Source organism: Bacillus sp. BML-BC051, assembly GCF_019656175.1.
In the GTDB taxonomy this organism is placed as follows: Bacteria; Bacillota; Bacilli; order Bacillales; family Bacillaceae_G; genus Bacillus_A; species Bacillus_A mobilis.
Genome location: NZ_BPLI01000014.1, coordinates 42,091 through 61,284 on the forward strand (window position 1 = coordinate 42,091; position 19,194 = coordinate 61,284).

Sequence of the window (19,194 nt, forward strand, 5' to 3'; positions counted from 1 at the left end):
AGGGTATGCAATTTGTTACAGAGTGGATTAGAAATATTATCGTTTTTTTACTCTTAGCGACAATGCTTCATCTTATTCTTCCAAATTCAAATTTGCAAAAGTACGTTAAATTCGTTGTAAGTCTATTATTAGTTGTTTTAATCTTAACGCCCCTTTTTAAACTACTGCAAACAGATGTGAATGAAGTAATCGCAAATTTTAATGAAGAGAAGTACGTAGCAGAAGGATCTGTAAAAAATTCAATAGATTCGAAGAAAAAAGAAATACAAGCTCTAACACGTGCATATAGTTTAGAAGAGATGGCTACCAAAATGAAAAAAGAAGTAGGAAAAGAATTCGAGAAAAAGTATGGTATGACAGTCTCTGAAATACAAATAGTCGCAGCGGAAAGTACAGCGGAAGTAAAGTCAGCAAAAGATATTCAAACTGTTGTTGTGACGTTGAAAGAAAACGAACGTAGTAAAAATGATGCAATCGAAACAGTAAAACCAGTTGAAATTAACACGAAGGAACCTCCGAAAAAAGTAGAAGAAACGAATGTAGAAATGAAAGATTTCTTTTCAAGCAGGTGGCAACTAGAGAATAAACAAATCCAAGTTCAAATGGAAGGGAGGACAGGTAGAGTAAATGGACAATAAAGATAAAAATTCGAAGTTCTCATTTTTTCGAAACTTATTGAATGGGGATGAAAAAGAAAGCAATGAGAAGGGAAAAAAGATAACACCTAAGTTTTTACTTGTCCTACTCATACTTGGGATTTTGCTTATGTTTTCTAGTAGTCTTTTTTCAAGTAAAAAAGAAGAAGTACCTGTATTTAAAGAACAAAAAACGCAAAACCAAGAAAAAGACGTACCAACTTTCGGACAAAAAAATAACGATAGTATGTCAAATGTAGAAAAGTATGAAAAAGCGTATGAACAAGAATTAAAAGCAGCCTTAGAAGAAATAGCGGGAGTAAAAGATGTAACGATTAAAGTGAATTTAGATTCATCTGAAGAAAAAATATTAGAAAAAAATACAGTGAAACGTTCACAAACAACAGGTGAAACAGATAAGACAGGTGGTAAGAGGGAAGTAGAAGATGAGTCACTTGATGAAAAGACAGTCATTATACGTGAAGGTGATAAAGAAACTCCCGTTGTTTTACGAACAGAGAAACCGAAAGTGCGAGGTGTCCTTGTCGTAGCAAAGGGAGTGGATAATATACAAGTTAAAGCGATGGTAAAAGAAGCTGTAATACGGCTCCTAGATGTACCAGCCCATCGTGTTTCAGTTTCGCCGAAAAATTGATAGGGAGGAAATAAAGTGTTAAAAAAACAAACGGTTTGGCTATTAACGATGTTAAGTTTAGTTGTTGTACTATCTGTTTATTACGTAACAACTCCTGACAAAATGAATACTGCATCGCCGGCAACAGGTGAAAAGATTGGACAAGAAAAACAAGGTACTGATAAAGCAGTAACAAATGAAGCACCGAAAGAAACGCCAAAAAAAGAAACTACAAGCAAAGAAACATCAAATAAAGACACAAACAAAGAAACAAACAAAAAAGAGAATGCTCAAAAAGAAACGAGTAAAAAAGATGCTAACGTAACAGTTCAATCAAGTGATGAAAATTTCACAGCATTACGTATGCAAATGGAAGATCAGCGAAGTGAACAAAAAGCAAAATTACAAGAAGTGATGAGTTCAGCAAAATCTTCAGCAACAGAAAAGAATAAAGCGAAAGAAAATTTTGATGCAATTACTACAATGGAAACGAAGCAAGAATTACTTGAGACAGTAATTAAGTCTCAAGGAGGATATAAAGATGCCCTTGTAAGAGCTGATGGAACTGACATTAGAGTAACTGTGAAAGCAGCAAAGCATTCACAAAAAGAAGCGAATAAAATTATACAGCTTGTAAGAAGTGAAGGCGGCTCAAAAGATGTAGGTGTGAAATTTGATCCACCAACAAAATAAAAGCTAATAATCCGCGGGGAAATCCTCCGCGGATTATTAGCTTTTACGAATCGGAGTGTTTGAAAATAGTTAGATAAAGATAATAATAGAAAAAGCTATCATTTTCGATAGCTTTTTTCCGTTTCGTCTTTGTAGTTATTTTTACTATGTTCAACTCGGAACGGAGAAATACGTTGTGAGTAAAAGATTAGCGGTTCATGGTAATGATGATTACTTTTTCCGGATTTGACGTGGATGAAGAGAACGAATGCCCAGATCATTACGGCAGGTAAGAAGAGAATGAGCCATATCATATGTCCACACCTCGATACGATATATTTTCTACACTTTGAACATACTATTCTTATATGAAGGAATGATGAACGAGGTGTAAACAAAAAAATAATATTTGGTAAAAATATGTTGTTGACTATAGATGAAGTGAAGAGTGGAGCGGTAATGATATGTTTACTTTGTAGCATTTTGAAAAAGTAAGGAATGTTTTTTAGGAAGTGGTCTTGCCAATTTTGCATGAAACTTGGTATTATTACTAGGTAATAAATTTTTTATTGAAATAATATTTTTACAGGAGTTTCGATTTATTATAAAGAAATATAAATTGGAATGTTTAAAAAATTTATCGTAAGATGGAAATAGTAATAATTTCTATTAGTAAATGAAATGTATTTTCTAATAGAGTACATCGTATTTTTACAGTCAATCTAGTTTAAGTGACGAGAATCTGTAAAAACGGGACAAACAAGAGTATGGGAGTGGATTTTACATGTTTAAAATTCAAGAAGTTCGTGAATTAATTAAATTAATTGATAGCTCTAATATTGATGAATTTGAATACAAAAAAGATGGTACAACAATCAAAATGAAAAAGCGTGGTAATGAAGTTGTTGCTGTGCAAGCACCTGTAGCAAAACAAGTCGTGCAACCAGTAGCACCTGTTGAAGTTGAAACAACAGTAGCGGCAGCACAAGTGGAAGTACCAAAACAAGAAGAGAAAAAAGCTGTTCAAAATGAAAACCTACATAAAATTACATCACCAATGGTAGGTACATTTTATTCTTCTTCTTCGCCTGATACACCTGCATATGTAAGTGTAGGGGATAGAGTATCAAAAGATTCTATCGTATGCATTGTCGAGGCTATGAAATTATTTAACGAAATCGATGCTGATGTAGATGGTGAAATTGTTGAGATTCTTGTTAATAATGGACAACTTGTGGAGTATGGACAACCGCTATTTCTTGTAAAAGCGTAATAAGGGAGTCTTTGTGATGATAAAAAAAGTATTAATAGCCAATCGTGGGGAAATTGCTGTACGAATTATTCGTGCTTGTAAAGAAATGGATATTGAAACAGTCGCAATTTATTCAGAAGCAGATAAAGAGTCACTTCACGTACAAATTGCTGATGAGGCGTATTGTGTAGGACCAACGATTTCGAAAGAAAGCTATTTAAATTTGACGAACATTATTAGTGTTGCGAAGTTAACAGGCTGTGATGCTATTCATCCGGGATACGGATTTTTAGCAGAGAATGCAGATTTTGCAGAGCTATGCCGTGAATGTAACTTGATTTTTATCGGTCCGAGTCCAGAAGCTATTTCAAAGATGGGCACAAAAGACGTTGCTCGTGATACAATGAAAGAAGCAGGGGTTCCGATTGTACCAGGTTCACAAGGGATTATTAAAAATACCGAAGAAGCGATCGAGCTTGCTAATCAAATTGGATATCCAGTTATTATTAAAGCGACTGCAGGTGGCGGCGGAAAAGGTATTCGTGTTGCGCGCCATGAAGAAGAGCTTGTAAAAGGAATTCAAATTACACAGCAAGAAGCTAGTACCGCTTTTGGGAACCCTGGTGTATACTTAGAAAAGTACGTTGAAGATTTCCGCCATGTTGAGATTCAAATAATGGCAGATACACATGGAAATGCCATTCATTTAGGAGAGCGTGATTGTACAATTCAGCGCCGCTTGCAAAAACTACTAGAAGAAAGTCCATCACCTGCACTTGATGAAAATGTTCGCAAGCAGATGGGTGATGCGGCAGTTAAAGCGGCGGTAGCGGTTGATTATACAGGTGCTGGTACGGTTGAGTTTATTTATGAATATAGAACGAAAAGCTTTTATTTCATGGAGATGAATACGAGAATTCAAGTTGAGCATCCAGTTACCGAAATGGTAACAGGGATGGATTTAATTAAAGAACAAATTCGTGTTGCTTCTGGAGAAAAGTTATCGTTACAGCAAGAAGAAGTACAATTTAATGGTTGGGCAATTGAATGCCGAATTAATGCGGAAAACCCTGCCAAAAAATTTATGCCATCTCCAGGTAAAGTAGAAATGTACTTGCCGCCAGGCGGATTTGGTATTCGCGTCGATTCAGCTGTATATCCGGGATATTCAATCCCACCTTTCTATGATTCGATGGTTGCTAAATTAATTGTTCACGGAAAAACACGTGAAGAGGCAATTGCAAAAATGAAGCGTGCACTCAGTGAGTTTGTCATTGAAGGCGTACATACAACAATCCCGTTCCATTTGCAATTGTTAGATCATCCTGATTTTGTAAAAGGTGAGTTTAATACGAAATTTTTGGAAGAGCATGAACTTGTGACGCAGTGATACATTAAAGGAGGTTTTTTTCATGGCTGAACATATGTTAGATATGGGTCAAGATACAACTCTTGGTAAAGTAGAAATTGCACCAGAAGTAATTGAAGTAATCGCAGGTATTGCAGCTGCTGAGGTAGAAGGTGTAGCGGCAATGCGTGGTAATTTTGCTACAGATGTTGTTGAGAAGTTAGGTAAGAAAAATCATGGTAAAGGTGTAAAGGTGGAATTAGCAAACGAAGATATTATCGTTGACCTTTATGTTGTGATGTATTTTGGCGTAGCAATTCCAGTTGTTGCACAAAAGATTCAAGACAACATTCGCCAGGCACTCTTTACAATGACAGGGCTTGAGCCAAAAGAAGTGAATGTTCACATCGTTGGCGTAACATTCGAAACACAAAAAACAGAAATCGAACCAGTGTAAGAATGAAAAAGGTGCCTAGTAACATAGGCACCTTTTTTATCGTTTCATTTCTTCACAAATTAAAACCCTCTAATTATTATACTATTTCAAAAAATGAGAAATCAAAAAGGAAATGTTTCGTTTTTCCAAAAAACGTACATTGTGATAAGATATGGAACTTGAAGTTAATCTTTTTATTATTTTTCAGCCTTGTAACCCGTGTGTGAAACGATAAATTGTGTTATTATCATTGTATTATAAGGTTGGAAAATCAATGAAAACTGTAAGAGTAAGTGAATTGACGGCTTATAAATTATAATAATATAACAAAGCATAAGGAAAGACTTGAAGCATAAAGGAGAGTTACAATGAAACGTAGGACGGCTAGAGAAAGAGCGATGCAAGCATTATATCAAATGGATATTACAGGTGAATTAGAACCGAAAGTAGCTGTGGAAAACACGCTAGATGAAGGTGAAGAAACAAATGAATTTCTAGAATCACTTGTAGTAGGTTTTGTAGAAAATAAAGAAGTAATTGATGAAGCGATTCGTCAAAACTTAAAAAAATGGAAGCTGGAGCGTATTAGTATTGTTGATCGCAGTATTTTACGTGTAGCTGTGTATGAAATGAAATACATGGAAGAAATTCCACACAACGTAACAATTAACGAAGCGATTGAAATTGCTAAAACATTTGGGGATGAGGAATCTCGTCGTTTTATTAACGGCGTTTTATCTAATATAAAAGATACACTGTAATTTCTTTAAGGGGGAATCTTAAAATGGTAGCAGTAATCATCAAAGGAAATGAAGTTGCGGAGAAAAAACGAGCACAATTAACAGAAGAAGTTGTGAAGTTGAAAGAGCAAGGGATTGTACCAGGATTAGCAGTTATTCTAGTTGGAGAAGATCCAGCATCTCGTTCTTATGTAAAAGGAAAAGAAAAGGGCTGTGAACAAGTAGGAATCTATTCAGAGCTAATTGAACTTCCTGAAACAATTACTGAGGAGCGCTTGCTTGCTGAAATCGATCGCTTAAATGGCGATGACCGTATTAATGGCATTTTAGTGCAATTACCTTTACCAAAACATATTGAAGAAAAAGCTATCATTGAAAGAATTTCACCAGAAAAAGATGTAGATGGATTTCACCCAATCAGCGTGGGACGTATGATGACGGGACAAGATACATTCCTTCCATGTACACCGCACGGTATTGTAGAATTAGTAAAAGAAACAAATCTTGATATCTCGGGAAAACATGTTGTAGTAATTGGAAGAAGTAATATTGTCGGCAAGCCAGTGGGGCAATTGTTCTTAAATGAAAATGCAACTGTCACATATTGTCATTCTAAAACGCAAAATATGAAAGAGTTGACGAAGTTAGCTGATATTTTAATCGTAGCTGTTGGACGACCTAAAATGGTAACAGCTGATTATATGAAAGAAGGAGCGGTTGTAATCGACGTTGGTGTAAACCGTTTAGAAACAGGTAAACTTTGTGGTGATGTTGATTTTGACAACGTGTTAGATGTTGCAGGTTACATTACACCTGTGCCAAAGGGTGTTGGTCCAATGACGATCACAATGCTTCTTCATAATACTGTTGAATCTGCGAAGCGTGCAGGTGTCGTTTGTAAATAATTTGAGTCGGCTATGAGGAGAGAGAAATGGAAAAACAATATTTAACCGTTACAGCGTTAACACGCTATATAAAAACAAAAATAGAATATGATCCGCATTTGCAGTCTGTTTGGTTAAAAGGTGAAATTTCCAACTTTAAAAATCATAGTCGTGGCCACATGTACTTTACATTGAAAGATGAAAATGCAAGAATCGCAGCGGTTATGTTTGCGGGTCATAATCGTAATATTAAATTCAGACCTGAAAATGGGATGAAGGTACTTGTGAAAGGGAAAATTTCCGTTTACGAGGCGAGTGGTTCTTATCAAATTTATATTCAAGACATGCAGCCTGACGGAGTCGGAAACCTGCATTTAGCTTACGAACAATTAAAGGTTCGTTTAGAGGAAGAAGGTTTGTTTTCTCAAGTTTATAAAAAAACAATTCCTCCTTATGCTAAAACAATAGGTGTGATTACGTCGCCAACAGGGGCAGCGATTCGTGATGTTATAACAACGATTAAACGTCGTTATCCAATTGGAAATGTTATTGTGTTTCCGGTACTTGTACAGGGGGAGTCAGCAGCTCCCTCAATTGTACAAGCGATTCGTACAGCGAATGAAATGGGAGAGATAGATGTCCTAATCGTTGGGCGAGGGGGAGGCTCTATTGAGGAATTATGGGCGTTTAATGAAGAAATGGTTGCAAGGGCCATTTTCAAGAGTGAAATCCCTATTATTTCAGCAGTAGGTCATGAAACGGACTTTACAATTGCGGATTTTGTTGCCGATTTACGTGCACCGACACCGACTGCAGCAGCTGAGCTAGCAGCGCCTAACATTATAGAGTTACAAGAAAAGGTATTACAAAGAACTCTAAGATTGCAAAGAGCAATGAGAGAGTTAGTACATAAAAAAGAAGAAAAACTACAAGTATTGCAAAAATCTTATGCGTTCCGCTATCCAAGACAAGTATATGAACAAAAAGAAGAGCAATTAGATAGAGCGTTAGAACAGCTTGTTTTAGCGAAAGAGCGCTATATTGATAAAAAGGTAAATCAGTTAAAACAGCTTTCATTTTATTTAGAGAAGCACCACCCAGCTCAAAAAATTATGCAAACAAAGGTAGCGGTTGAAACATTGCAAAAGCAATTACAACGTGAAATGCAAACATTACTTCAAACGAAAGAATTTGCCTTTGTAAGAGTTGCTCAAAAACTTGAAGCGTTAAGTCCGCTCAAAGTAATGATGAGAGGGTACGGGCTTGTATATGATGAAGAGAAGCAAGTGTTAAAAAGTGTGAAAGATGTCAGCCTTGGAGATGCTGTTTCAGTTCAATTACAAGATGGAATACTAGATTGTAGCGTATCAGGCATAGAGGAGCGTGAATTGAATAATGGAAAATAAATTAAGCTTTGAAGAGGCAATTTCGCAACTTGAGCATCTCGTTTCTAAGCTAGAGCAAGGTGACGTACCTTTAGAAGAAGCAATTTCTTATTTTAAAGAGGGTATGGAATTATCTAAGCTTTGTGATGAGAAGTTGAAGAACGTACAAGAACAAATGGCAGTTATTCTTGGGGAAGATGGAGAGCTTGAACCGTTTACTGCTTTAGGAGATGAAGCATAGTGACTATTGCTTTTGATACTTTTTTGAAAGAAAGTAAAACTTTCGTAGAAGAGAAGCTTGTAAGCTATGCAAATGAATTACAATGTCCAAATGTACTTCGTGAAGCGATGGCATATTCTTTGGAAGCGGGTGGAAAGCGTCTCCGCCCGTTACTTTTATTTGCGACATTACAAGCGTTTGGTAAAGAAAGAAATCTTGGAGTAGGTGCAGCTTGTGCTCTTGAAATGATACATACATACTCGTTAGTTCATGATGATTTACCTTGTATGGATGATGATGATTTAAGAAGAGGGAAGCCCACAAATCATAAAGTATTTGGTGAAGCGATGGCAGTTTTAGCAGGCGATGGTTTGTTGACGTATGCTTTTCAAGTAATTATGGCATATGAACAAAAGGAAATCTCTGCTGAAAAAAAAGTAAGACTTGTACTGGAGCTTGCGAAAGCGGCAGGACCAGAAGGAATGGTTGGCGGACAAGTGGCAGATATGGAAGCTGAAGGGAAACAGCTTACGATTGATGAGTTGGAGTATATTCATAAGCATAAGACTGGGAAACTACTTGAATTCGCTGTACTTGCCGGATCGATACTTTCTGATGCCACAGAAGAACAAGAAGAAAAATTACTTGCGTTTGCCAAATATATCGGCCTAGCGTTCCAAATTCGAGATGATATTCTAGATGTGGAAGGAACCGAAGAAGAGATTGGAAAACCGATTGGTAGTGATGTTTCCAACGAAAAGAGCACATATACGACGTTATTTACTGTAGATAGAGCAAAGGGTATTTTAGAAGAAACAATTGCAAAAGCAAAAGATGCTATTGGTTCCTTGCAATTACAAGATGAATATTTACTATCTATTTGCGATTTGATTGCAAAACGTAATAACTAATATAACAGCGTTTCCATTTGTTGAGTCATTCATCATTTTATGATATAAATGTAGGAAAAGGTTTTTCTTTTCTTGTTATTGGCAAAAATATATGTAGATTACATTGCCGTTATCACTTCGTGTTAGCGGCTATTTTTTTCATCGCCTAAAGAAATATAGTTTATAATAGGATTAGGGCGCAATAGACTGGTTAATAGCAGGACAAGGTGAAAAATAAAAAAAGAGAATTTCTTGTTTTGTGTAAATGTTTTTTATAATATTTGACATGTTGACAGATTATGAAATGAAAGTGAGTGATCCATGTGGATCTAACGCAAATTCAAAACCCTAGTTTTTTGAAAGATATGTCTATCGGTGAACTAGAGGGATTGAGTGAGGATATTCGTAAGTTTTTAATTGAAGAGCTCTCTCAAACAGGTGGACATATTGCACCTAATTTAGGTGTAGTAGAACTCACAATTGCTCTGCATAAATTATTTGATAGTCCGAAAGATAAATTTTTATGGGACGTAGGACATCAATCCTATGTACATAAGATTTTAACAGGACGTGCAAAGGAATTCGGTACATTAAGGCAATATCAAGGCCTATGTGGTTTCCCAAAACGTTGCGAGAGTGAGCACGATGTATGGGAAACTGGCCATAGCTCGACATCGTTATCTGCTGCAATGGGAATGGCTCTAGCACGTGATTTAAAGAAAACGAAAGAATATGTTATACCAATCATTGGAGATGGTGCTTTAACAGGCGGAATGGCTTTAGAAGCATTGAACCATATTGGACATGAAAAAACAGACATGATTGTTATTTTGAATGATAATGAAATGTCAATTGCACCAAACGTTGGCGCACTTCATAATGTGCTTGGACGTCTACGTACCGCAGGAAAATACCATTGGGTAAAAGACGAACTAGAGTATATATTGAAGAAAATCCCAGCAGTCGGTGGAAAAGTTGCTGCGACAGCAGAGAAAATAAAAGATAGTCTTAAATATTTACTAGTATCTGGTGTCTTTTTTGAAGAATTAGGCTTTACATATTTAGGTCCAGTTGATGGGCATGATTATGAAAAGTTATTCGAAACGTTGCAATATGCAAAGAAAACAAAAGGCCCAGTACTTGTTCATGTTATTACGAAAAAAGGAAAAGGTTATAAGCCAGCTGAGAGTGATGTTATTGGAACTTGGCATGGAACAGGACCTTATAAAATTGAATCAGGTGACTTCGTTAAACCGAAAGAAGTTGCACCAGCATGGAGTGCTGTTGTTAGTGATACGGTACTTAAGCTAGCGAGAACGGATGAGCGTATCGTTGCAATTACACCTGCAATGCCTGTTGGATCGAAACTTGAGAAATTCCAAAAAGAATTCCCGGATCGTATGATTGATGTAGGTATTGCAGAGCAGCATGCTACAACAATGGCAGCGGGTATGGCGACGCAAGGAATGAAGCCATTCTTAGCGATTTATTCAACATTTTTACAAAGAGCATATGATCAAGTTGTTCATGATATATGCCGCCAAAATTTAAATGTCTTCATCGGAATCGATCGCTCTGGTTTAGTAGGAGCAGATGGTGAAACGCATCAAGGTGTATTTGACATCTCATTCTTACGTCATTTGCCGAATATGGTACTTATGATGCCAAAAGATGAAAATGAAGGGCAACATTTAGTATATACGGCGATGCAATATGAAGATGGACCAATCGCATTACGTTATGCGCGCGGTAATGGACTTGGCGTTCATATGGATGAAGAATTAAAGGCGATTCCAATCGGTTCATGGGAAACGTTAAAAGAAGGTACACAAGCGGCTATTTTAACATTTGGTACGACAATACCAATGGCAATGGAAGCGGCTGAGCGTCTTGAAAAGGCTGGAGTTTCAGTGAAAGTAGTTAACGCACGCTTTATTAAACCGATGGATGAAGCATATTTACATGACCTCTTAGGAAAAAATATACCGATTTTAACGATTGAAGAAGCTTGCTTAATCGGTGGTTTTGGAACGGGAGTAGTTGAATTTGCGTCTGAGAACGGGTACCATAGTGCGTTAGTTGAAAGAATGGGTATTCCAGACCGTTTCATAGAGCACGGTAGTGTAACAAAATTATTAGAAGAAATTGGTTTAACGACAGATGCTGTTGTAGACCGTATTCATACAATGATTCCATCAAAACAAAAAAGGGCGTAACAAATGAGTGCAAAAAAAGAAAGAGTAGATGTACTATTAGTAGAACGAGGGCTTATAGAAACACGTGAGAAAGCAAAACGCGCCATTATGGCGGGGCTTGTATATGCGAATGAGATGAGACTTGATAAGCCAGGAGAGAAAATCCCACAAGATACAGAGATTACGGTGAAGGGACAAGTTATGCCGTATGTAAGCCGTGGTGGTTATAAACTTGAAAAGGCATTAGAGACATTTCATTTGAATTTACAAGATAAAGTTATGATAGATATTGGTTCATCAACTGGTGGCTTTACAGATTGTGCGCTTCAAAATGGAGCGAAATTATCTTATGCATTAGATGTAGGATACAATCAGCTTGCGTGGAAATTACGTCAAGATGAGCGTGTTGTCGTAATGGAACGAACAAACTTTCGTTACGTAACACCAGCAGACTTAGAGCGTGGTTTACCGCAATTTGCTAGTATCGATGTTTCATTTATATCATTAAAGCTTATATTGCCAGTTTTAAAAACAATGCTTATGCCTAATGGGGATGTAGCAGCGTTAATTAAACCGCAGTTTGAAGCTGGAAGAGAGCAAGTTGGGAAAAAAGGTATCGTTCGTGATCGAAAAGTACATGAAGCTGTCGTGGGAATGATTGTCGATTTTGCTATAAAAGAAGGATACGACGTAGAAGGTTTAACATTCTCACCAATTACGGGCGGGGATGGTAATATTGAATTTTTAATTCATCTGAAATGGCATGGTGAACGTGAGAATGGCGAAAATCATTCTCCAGTTTCTGTTGAGCAAGTAGTTACAGAGGCGCATGATGTCCTAAAACAAAAAGGAAAAGGGGAATAACATATGTTGTTCCTCTTTTTGTTGTAATTGTATAATGATTGTAAAAACAATTGTGTACAAGCAACGAATTATAAGTTAACATAAATAAGTGAAGTATACCAACGTTTAAACTATGGTAAGAGATAGTGTGAGGTGCAAATGTATGAATAAAGGTCAGCGCCATATTAAAATCAGGGAAATTATTGCGAACAAAGAAATTGAAACACAAGATGAATTAGTTGATATTTTACGTAATGAGGGATTTAATGTAACGCAAGCAACGGTATCGCGCGATATTAAAGAACTGCACTTAGTGAAAGTGCCATTACATGATGGGCGCTATAAATATAGCTTGCCAGCAGATCAACGATTTAACCCGTTACAAAAATTAAAACGCAATCTAGTGGATTCATTTGTAAAATTAGACACGGCAGGACATATGCTTGTGCTAAAAACATTGCCTGGTAACGCTCATTCACTTGGAGCACTTATTGATCATTTAGAGTGGGATGAGATCATCGGAACCATCTGTGGTGATGATACTTGCTTAATTATTTGCCGTACACCTGAAGATACAGGTGTTGTCTCTGATCGTTTCTTAAATATGTTGTAACAAAAAAATCTTGTTTGCTTTCCTCTGTAAAGTGGAAAGTGAACAGGATATTTTTATTGGTCAAAAATGTGAATTCTTAATTGTAATATAATATTTTCTTTGAATAAAATTAGAAAATAGGTGGATTGACCCGTAAAACAAATGTTTGGTACAATGGAGCGGTTAGAAAAGTAATTTATACATACAAACATATAGTATGACTATTTGAATGAAGAACTGAGAAAAGCCCTTAATAGGGGATTAGTTTATAACGAGGTGAATGGGGCATTGTTATCGGAATTATCGATTAGAAACTTTGCTATTATTGAGGCATTAAATATTTCTTTTCAAAAAGGATTAACGGTTTTAAGTGGTGAAACAGGGGCCGGAAAATCGATTATTATTGATGCGATTAGTTTACTTGTAGGTGGCCGTGGTTCAGCGGAATTTGTTCGATACGGAACAGAAAAAGCTGAGATAGAAGGGCTATTTTATGTAGAAGATGATAAGCATCCATGTATTGAAAAGGCAGAAGAGTTGGATATAGAAATAGAAGACGGCATGATTATTTTGAAGCGTGATATCGCTGCAAACGGGAAAAGTGTATGTCGTGTAAATGGGAAACTGGTTACCCTTAGTATATTAAAGGAAATTGGAAAAACACTTGTTGATATTCATGGGCAGCACGAAACACAAGATTTAATGAATGAAGAGCGTCATATGTTTATGCTTGATCATTTTGATGGAGATCGCATTGTTAAACAATTGAGTATATATCAAAATGTATACGCTGACTATGAGAAGTTAAAAAAACAGTTAAAATCGTTAAGTGAAAATGAACAACAGATGGCGCATCGTTTAGATTTAATTCAATTCCAGCATGAAGAAATCCGTAAGGCGGATTTAAAGATGGATGAAGAAAATGAGTTAACTGAAGAACGATTGCAAATTTCTAATTTTGAAAAAATTTACAAAGCATTAGGCGATGCATATCGCTCACTAAGCGCTGACGGACAAGGATTAGATAATATACGAAGCGCAATGGGACAAATGGAGAGTATTACACATTTAGATGAAGTGTATCAAGAAAACCATGATTCAATTGCAAATAGCTACTACTTATTAGAAGAAGTTGCATATCAACTTAGAGAAAAGCTCGATATGATGGAATATGATCCGAATCGTTTAGACGAAATTGAAACACGTTTAAATGAAATTCGTATGCTAAAGAGAAAATATGGAAATACTGTAGAAGAGATTTTAGCGTATGCTGATAAAATTGAACAAGAAATTTTTACCATTGAGAATAAAGACGTTCATATTGAAACGACGAAGAAGCAATTAAAGGAATTAGAAAGTGTTATTCTGAAAGAAGCGACGTCGTTAAGTAATATGCGTCATGAGCTTGCAGAGCATCTTACAAATGCCATTCATCAGGAATTAAAAGAATTATATATGGAGAAAACAAAATTTGAAGTGAGAATCATGAAGAGAGAAGGAAATGCTGAAGAGCCTCTTGTGGAGGGGGCCCCGGTAAGGCTGACAGCGGATGGCTATGATCATGTGGAATTTTATATTTCAACAAATCCAGGTGAGCCGCTAAAACCACTTTCAAAGGTCGCTTCTGGCGGAGAGTTATCTCGTATTATTTTAGCTTTAAAAAGCATTTTTTCTAAGCATCAAGGTGTTGCATCTGTTATTTTTGATGAAGTGGATACTGGTGTAAGTGGTCGAGTTGCACAGGCTATTGCAGAAAAAATTTATCGAGTATCAGTAAACTCGCAAGTACTTTGTATTACGCACTTACCTCAAGTAGCTTCAATGGCGGATTCACATTTATTTATTCGAAAACAAGTAGCGAATGATCGGACAATTACATCAGTTACCGTTTTAACTATGGAGGATAAAGTAACAGAAATAGCTCGAATGATTTCTGGTGTGGAAATTACAGATTTAACGACAGAACATGCGAAAGAATTACTTACGCAAGCGCATCATTTTAAACAGACAGCAGAGGCTATCCAGTAATGGATAGCTTTTTTTCTCAAATAATGATTTCTTAATTCTTCCGGTTATAAATAAAGCACTGCAAGGAGAGATTAAAAAGTGAAGCCAAGAGGCTGAATGTTGGGTAGGAGCGAGGAGAGTGAACGAATTGAGATTAGAAAGATTTCGCAAAATAATAGGTCTTTGTCTCCTTGTTTCTTTAATTTTTATTGGGTGTTTTAAACCGCTTCGGACGTTTATTTCATCTCCGAAGCAACTTGTTGTTTTTGAAGGGCAACAATCAGAAATAGCATCATTACCAGTTTTTAAAGCCTCATCTACAGATCGTCATGTGTTTACAGTAAGTTCAAATGAACAAAAACAAGGACTTATGGTAAATTCTCATCAAAATGGTGAAGCAGATATGGTGTTTCAGCTTGCTGGTTTTCCAGTAAAAAAAGTAAATGTGAAAGTATTGAAAGATTTTAAAGTTATTCCAGGTGGACAATCAATTGGTGTGAAGTTAAACACAAAAGGGGTACTTGTTGTAGGCCATCATTTAATTCAAACTGAAAAAGGGAAAGTATCTCCTGGTGAAACAGCTGGTGTGCAAATTGGAGATATGATTACTGAAATTAATGGTAAAACAATTGAAAGAATGAGTGATGTAGCGCCATTTATTCATAATAGTGGTGAAACGGGTGAACCGCTTAATCTTGTTTTGTTAAGAGATGGAAAACATATCCGCACTAAGTTAACACCACAAAAAGACAGTGGAGAATCGTCTTATCGCATTGGTTTATATATTCGTGATTCGGCAGCTGGAATCGGAACAATGACATTTGTTCATCCTGATTCTATGAAATATGGGGCACTTGGTCATGTCATTTCTGATAACGATACGAAAAAGCCGATTCAAGTCGAAGATGGACAAATTATGCGTTCGACGGTTACATCAATTGAAAGAGGTAGTCATGGGAATCCAGGAGAGAAATTAGCGAGGTTCTCACCAGATCGTGAAGTGATTGGTAATATTACAATAAATAGTCCATTTGGAATATTTGGTAAATTAAATACAAATATTCCAAATGGCGTAATGGATAAAGCAATGCCGATTGCACTATCTCATCAAGTAAAAGAGGGACCAGCAAAAATATTGACAGTTATTGATAAAGATAAAGTAGAAGCGTTTGATATTGAAGTTGTTAGTACAGTACCGCAAAAGTTTCCGGCTACAAAAGGCATGGTAATAAAAGTCACAGACAAACGTTTATTAGCGAAAACGGGTGGTATCGTACAAGGCATGAGCGGAAGTCCAATTGTACAAAATGGAAAAGTAATTGGTGCTGTTACACATGTATTTGTAAATGATCCAACATCAGGATATGGTGTTCATATTGAATGGATGTTACATGAGGCTGGAATTAACATTTATGAACAAGAAAGAAAAGCGAGCTAATTATTAATTAGCTCGCTTTTCTGTTGAAAAATTCGTTGAAATTTTGTAAAAGCTCCGCAAGAGGTGTTTTTTGTTGTAAAATAAAAGAAAAGGGTTGAACGTTTCGTTGTATTTCTATGATGGAATGTGTTGCGAAAGGGAATAAATGAGCGATAAACATATTTTTTTGTGATTTTATCGGAAAGTAACAAACTTTAAAAGGGAATTTTCACACAATTGTCGAACAATTCATGTAGCCTAGAAGGATACACATGTCGGAGAATCGATTCGGTAAGGGAGGAAAAGCTGTGGAGAAAATTAAAGTATGTCTTGTGGATGATAATAAAGAATTAGTATCAATGCTAGAGAGTTATGTAGCTGCTCAAGATGATATGGAAGTAATCGGTACTGCTTATAATGGTCAAGAGTGTTTAAATTTATTAAATGATAAGCAGCCGGATGTACTTGTTTTAGACATTATTATGCCACATTTAGATGGTTTAGCTGTACTAGAGAAAATGCGACATATTGAAAGGCTAAGACAGCCTAGCGTAATTATGTTGACAGCATTTGGACAAGAAGATGTGACGAAAAAAGCAGTTGACTTAGGTGCTTCATATTTCATATTAAAACCATTTGATATGGAGAATTTAACGAGTCATATTCGTCAAGTTAGCGGTAAGGCGAACGCTACCATTAAACGTCCACTTCCATCTTTCCGCTCAGCAACGACAATAGATGGAAAGCCGAAAAACTTAGATGCAAGCATTACGAGTATCATTCATGAAATTGGTGTGCCTGCTCATATTAAAGGGTATATGTATTTAAGGGAAGCGATCTCTATGGTGTACAATGATATCGAATTACTGGGATCTATTACGAAAGTATTGTATCCAGATATCGCGAAGAAATATAATACGACAGCAAGCCGCGTCGAGCGTGCAATCCGTCACGCAATTGAAGTAGCGTGGAGTCGTGGGAATATTGATTCTATTTCGTCTTTATTCGGTTATACAGTATCCATGTCAAAAGCAAAACCAACAAATTCCGAGTTCATCGCAATGGTTGCGGATAAGCTGAGACTTGAACATAAGGCTAGCTGAGAGTAAAAGTAGTAAAAGGTTTAAGTTTTAGTAAAGCTTAATCATTCCTTAAATTTATACTCGATATTAAATGTAAAACCAATGAACTTTTTATGTAATGACCAATGAATTTTAGAATTCGTTGGTCTTTTTATTTCTTTCGATTTAAGGATTTTGAGGGGATATATATAAATTTATGTAGAAAAATGCAGTGAACATAAGGATATGTACAGGAAATACGTGAGTTTGACATCATAATCTCTATAACGTATCATTGATTGGGAAAAGTTAAGAGATATAGGAGAATGGATGAATGACTTTTAAAAAAATAGTGAATCGAGCTTACCCAATCATTGTTATGACGGTGTTTTTATCTATATTTTCAATGATAGTAAGTAAATTTTTTATCCCGAAAACAATTTTGATGAGTGGTGAATTTCCTTATCCGACTGAGGAGTATACTCCCAAAAAGGTCGGTGCTGTTATAGGGGCAACGTTGCTTTTATTTGCGCTCTTCTTTATGTATTATAAATGGGCTATTAATAAAATGAAAAGAACGTACACAAATATTATGATTGCTTTAGGTATCGTAATTATTTTAACGATGGAAATAATTATTACTTCCATAGCATTTAACCCTGTTGTAGGCGATTATGCCATCCTTAAAGAAGGAATTGTCTCTGTGTTTAAGGGAGATAATCATTTTTTAGAAATGGGACAGCTTCTATTTTATCCATATAATACACATATTGTATTATTAGGAGGATATTTTGCTAAATTGGTAGGAAGTGTAGATATAGCAATAAAAATATTACCAATAGTATGTATAACAGGTAGTATCATTTTAAATGTATTGATTGTAAAGAAAATTACAAATTTTAAAGCTGCCCACATATCGATTGTGTTATCTGTGCTAAACATTTTTATATATTGGCAGGCGCCAGTTTTCTATACGCATACATTAGTAATATTTTTTATTTCAGCAACGATGTATACATATTTATGTTTGAAAACAGCGGAAACAAAAAGAATGAAGATTATTTTATGGATTTTATTAGGAGTTTTGGCAGCTGGTACTTATATTATAAGACCGACAGCATTGGCGGTAGCGTTAGCGATTTTAATTGAAAATATTTTTAAGTTTCGTAAGGAGTATTCCGTAAAGGTATTAAGTAGTGTTTTATTTTGTTTAATCCTTATTGTAAGTTTTAAAGGTATAACGACAAAGTTAAATCTCAGCACCGATAATGAAATTGAAAAAATTCCATATACCCATTGGGTACAAATGGGTTTGAATAAAGATACGTATGGTGTTTGGAATCAGGCGGATACAGATTATATTAATGATGAAAATATAAAAAATACAAAGGATTTGGATGAACATAATAAAAAAGTTATAGTACAGCGTTTTAATGAACTTGGTGTAATGGGCTATGTACGGCATTTAAATGAAAAAATAACTAGAGAATGGGTATCGAGCCAGTTCTCCATGTACCGTATTGGAGAATGGTTTGAGCAGAAGAACGACGCGATAACTAATTACGTATCGAACTATAGTACAACGAATTATAAGATCGTTACTGTATATTCGTATGTTATCAAATTATTTGTTTATGTAGCTGTTCTGGCGGCTGTTATCCTTTATAAAAAGAAAGATGAAAATGAATCGGAAGTTATACGGATTACGATGATTAGTACGTTAGGGGTGTTTACTTTCTTATTACTATGGGAAACAGCTCCTCATTATACTTATGAAGCATTTGCATTTATGAATATTCCAGCTTCTTTAGGATTATATAAATTGTTTATGATTTTTAACAAAGAAAAGAAAAATGCATAATTTGAGTAATTGGAACGAGTAGTAAGAACCCCCTCTTTTATTAAAAGAGGGGGTTTAATGTATTGATTATAAATGTTTGAAGAAAAGATTAAATGGAATCATAGTATATCCGTTAAAGGATT

The 19,194-nt window shown here is 35.8% G+C and carries 19 protein-coding genes; 18 read left to right on the forward strand and 1 reads right to left on the reverse strand.

Translation table 11 applies throughout. The features are described from left to right. The first annotated feature begins 5 nt into the window (after positions 1 to 5). The 3 genes from spoIIIAF to K5S59_RS06180 are packed head-to-tail and all read left to right on the forward strand — an operon-like array spanning position 6 to position 1,962. Positions 6 to 638 carry a stage III sporulation protein AF gene (gene spoIIIAF / locus K5S59_RS06170; RefSeq protein ID WP_001161040.1) on the forward strand — a complete coding sequence of 211 codons (633 nt, stop codon included), beginning with the start codon at positions 6 to 8 and terminating at the stop codon, positions 636 to 638. Then, complete coding sequence (spoIIIAG, locus tag K5S59_RS06175) at positions 628 to 1,290, forward strand: stage III sporulation protein AG (protein WP_000368869.1); 663 nt, start codon at positions 628 to 630, stop codon at positions 1,288 to 1,290. Before spoIIIAF ends, spoIIIAG begins: the two co-directional genes overlap by 11 nt. Positions 1,291 to 1,305: 15 nt before the next feature. Further along, a complete protein-coding gene (locus K5S59_RS06180; protein WP_000914713.1) occupies positions 1,306 to 1,962 on the forward strand; it encodes a SpoIIIAH-like family protein in 657 nt (218 codons plus the stop codon). Positions 1,963 to 2,060: 98 nt separating this feature from the next. Here K5S59_RS06180 and K5S59_RS06185 read toward each other — a convergent pair whose 3' ends face one another. Further along, positions 2,061 to 2,255, reverse strand: coding sequence for a DNA recombination protein RecO (locus K5S59_RS06185; protein WP_080000182.1), 195 nt, complete (start codon positions 2,253 to 2,255; stop codon positions 2,061 to 2,063). A gap of 470 nt (positions 2,256 to 2,725) precedes the next feature. Between K5S59_RS06185 and accB the strand changes: the two genes are divergently transcribed. The 15 genes from accB (at position 2,726) to K5S59_RS06260 (ending at position 19,072) form a co-directional block, all read left to right on the forward strand. Further along, positions 2,726 to 3,214, forward strand: a complete 489-nt coding sequence (accB, locus tag K5S59_RS06190; RefSeq protein WP_000472874.1) for an acetyl-CoA carboxylase biotin carboxyl carrier protein — start codon at positions 2,726 to 2,728, stop codon at positions 3,212 to 3,214. Between the two features lie 16 nt (positions 3,215 to 3,230). Next, positions 3,231 to 4,583, forward strand: a complete 1,353-nt coding sequence (accC, locus tag K5S59_RS06195) for an acetyl-CoA carboxylase biotin carboxylase subunit (RefSeq protein ID WP_000592872.1) — start codon at positions 3,231 to 3,233, stop codon at positions 4,581 to 4,583. 22 nt (positions 4,584 to 4,605) lie between these two features. After that, positions 4,606 to 4,998, forward strand: a complete 393-nt coding sequence (locus K5S59_RS06200; RefSeq protein ID WP_000807630.1) for an Asp23/Gls24 family envelope stress response protein — start codon at positions 4,606 to 4,608, stop codon at positions 4,996 to 4,998. Between the two features lie 347 nt (positions 4,999 to 5,345). Then, positions 5,346 to 5,738, forward strand: coding sequence for a N utilization substance protein NusB (gene nusB / locus K5S59_RS06205; protein ID WP_000830249.1), 393 nt, complete (start codon positions 5,346 to 5,348; stop codon positions 5,736 to 5,738). A gap of 23 nt (positions 5,739 to 5,761) precedes the next feature. Continuing rightward, a complete protein-coding gene (gene folD, locus K5S59_RS06210) occupies positions 5,762 to 6,622 on the forward strand; it encodes a bifunctional methylenetetrahydrofolate dehydrogenase/methenyltetrahydrofolate cyclohydrolase FolD (RefSeq protein ID WP_000226737.1) in 861 nt (286 codons plus the stop codon). Positions 6,623 to 6,648: 26 nt separating this feature from the next. Next, entirely contained in the window at positions 6,649 to 8,007 is a 1,359-nt protein-coding gene (gene xseA / locus K5S59_RS06215; protein WP_000415270.1) for an exodeoxyribonuclease VII large subunit, read from the forward strand. Continuing rightward, positions 7,997 to 8,227, forward strand: a complete 231-nt coding sequence (gene xseB / locus K5S59_RS06220; protein ID WP_000428423.1) for an exodeoxyribonuclease VII small subunit — start codon at positions 7,997 to 7,999, stop codon at positions 8,225 to 8,227. Before xseA ends, xseB begins: the two co-directional genes overlap by 11 nt. Continuing rightward, positions 8,227 to 9,117, forward strand: a complete 891-nt coding sequence (ispA, locus tag K5S59_RS06225) for a (2E,6E)-farnesyl diphosphate synthase (RefSeq protein WP_000150372.1) — start codon at positions 8,227 to 8,229, stop codon at positions 9,115 to 9,117. The genes xseB and ispA overlap by 1 nt, the downstream gene beginning before the upstream one ends. Positions 9,118 to 9,419: 302 nt before the next feature. Further along, a complete protein-coding gene (gene dxs, locus K5S59_RS06230) occupies positions 9,420 to 11,312 on the forward strand; it encodes a 1-deoxy-D-xylulose-5-phosphate synthase (protein ID WP_000366438.1) in 1,893 nt (630 codons plus the stop codon). A 3-nt stretch (positions 11,313 to 11,315) separates the two neighbouring features. Then, positions 11,316 to 12,155: a TlyA family RNA methyltransferase gene (locus tag K5S59_RS06235; RefSeq protein WP_120450859.1), complete on the forward strand. Its 840-nt coding sequence runs from the start codon at positions 11,316 to 11,318 to the stop codon at positions 12,153 to 12,155. Between the two features lie 142 nt (positions 12,156 to 12,297). Continuing rightward, complete coding sequence (gene argR / locus K5S59_RS06240) at positions 12,298 to 12,747, forward strand: arginine repressor ArgR (RefSeq protein WP_001032581.1); 450 nt, start codon at positions 12,298 to 12,300, stop codon at positions 12,745 to 12,747. Positions 12,748 to 13,014: 267 nt separating this feature from the next. After that, complete coding sequence (gene recN, locus K5S59_RS06245) at positions 13,015 to 14,754, forward strand: DNA repair protein RecN (protein ID WP_000947744.1); 1,740 nt, start codon at positions 13,015 to 13,017, stop codon at positions 14,752 to 14,754. Positions 14,755 to 14,872: 118 nt separating this feature from the next. Beyond that, the gene (spoIVB, locus tag K5S59_RS06250) at positions 14,873 to 16,171 is read left to right on the forward strand and encodes a SpoIVB peptidase (RefSeq protein WP_002073024.1); all 1,299 of its coding nucleotides are present in this window, start codon (positions 14,873 to 14,875) and stop codon (positions 16,169 to 16,171) included. Positions 16,172 to 16,458: 287 nt separating this feature from the next. Then, on the forward strand, positions 16,459 to 17,253 hold the full coding sequence (gene spo0A / locus K5S59_RS06255; protein ID WP_033656399.1) for a sporulation transcription factor Spo0A: 795 nt from the start codon (positions 16,459 to 16,461) through the stop codon (positions 17,251 to 17,253). Between the two features lie 292 nt (positions 17,254 to 17,545). Then, complete coding sequence (locus K5S59_RS06260) at positions 17,546 to 19,072, forward strand: glycosyltransferase family protein (protein ID WP_097843921.1); 1,527 nt, start codon at positions 17,546 to 17,548, stop codon at positions 19,070 to 19,072. Positions 19,073 to 19,194 lie beyond the last annotated feature (122 nt).

What these genes read in the sequence shown, in the direction of transcription:
- K5S59_RS06260 (WP_097843921.1), top strand. Translation starts at nt 17,546, where the DNA reads ATGACTTTTAAAAAAATAGTGAATCGAGCTTACCCAATCATTGTTATG.
- accB (WP_000472874.1), top strand. Translation starts at nt 2,726, where the DNA reads ATGTTTAAAATTCAAGAAGTTCGTGAATTAATTAAATTAATTGATAGC.
- K5S59_RS06200 (WP_000807630.1), top strand. Translation starts at nt 4,606, where the DNA reads ATGGCTGAACATATGTTAGATATGGGTCAAGATACAACTCTTGGTAAA.
- xseA (WP_000415270.1), top strand. Translation starts at nt 6,649, where the DNA reads ATGGAAAAACAATATTTAACCGTTACAGCGTTAACACGCTATATAAAA.
- K5S59_RS06185 (WP_080000182.1), bottom strand. Translation starts at nt 2,255, where the DNA reads ATGATATGGCTCATTCTCTTCTTACCTGCCGTAATGATCTGGGCATTC.
- spoIIIAG (WP_000368869.1), top strand. Translation starts at nt 628, where the DNA reads ATGGACAATAAAGATAAAAATTCGAAGTTCTCATTTTTTCGAAACTTA.
- folD (WP_000226737.1), top strand. Translation starts at nt 5,762, where the DNA reads ATGGTAGCAGTAATCATCAAAGGAAATGAAGTTGCGGAGAAAAAACGA.
- accC (WP_000592872.1), top strand. Translation starts at nt 3,231, where the DNA reads ATGATAAAAAAAGTATTAATAGCCAATCGTGGGGAAATTGCTGTACGA.
- K5S59_RS06235 (WP_120450859.1), top strand. Translation starts at nt 11,316, where the DNA reads ATGAGTGCAAAAAAAGAAAGAGTAGATGTACTATTAGTAGAACGAGGG.
- spoIIIAF (WP_001161040.1), top strand. Translation starts at nt 6, where the DNA reads ATGCAATTTGTTACAGAGTGGATTAGAAATATTATCGTTTTTTTACTC.
- nusB (WP_000830249.1), top strand. Translation starts at nt 5,346, where the DNA reads ATGAAACGTAGGACGGCTAGAGAAAGAGCGATGCAAGCATTATATCAA.
- argR (WP_001032581.1), top strand. Translation starts at nt 12,298, where the DNA reads ATGAATAAAGGTCAGCGCCATATTAAAATCAGGGAAATTATTGCGAAC.
- xseB (WP_000428423.1), top strand. Translation starts at nt 7,997, where the DNA reads ATGGAAAATAAATTAAGCTTTGAAGAGGCAATTTCGCAACTTGAGCAT.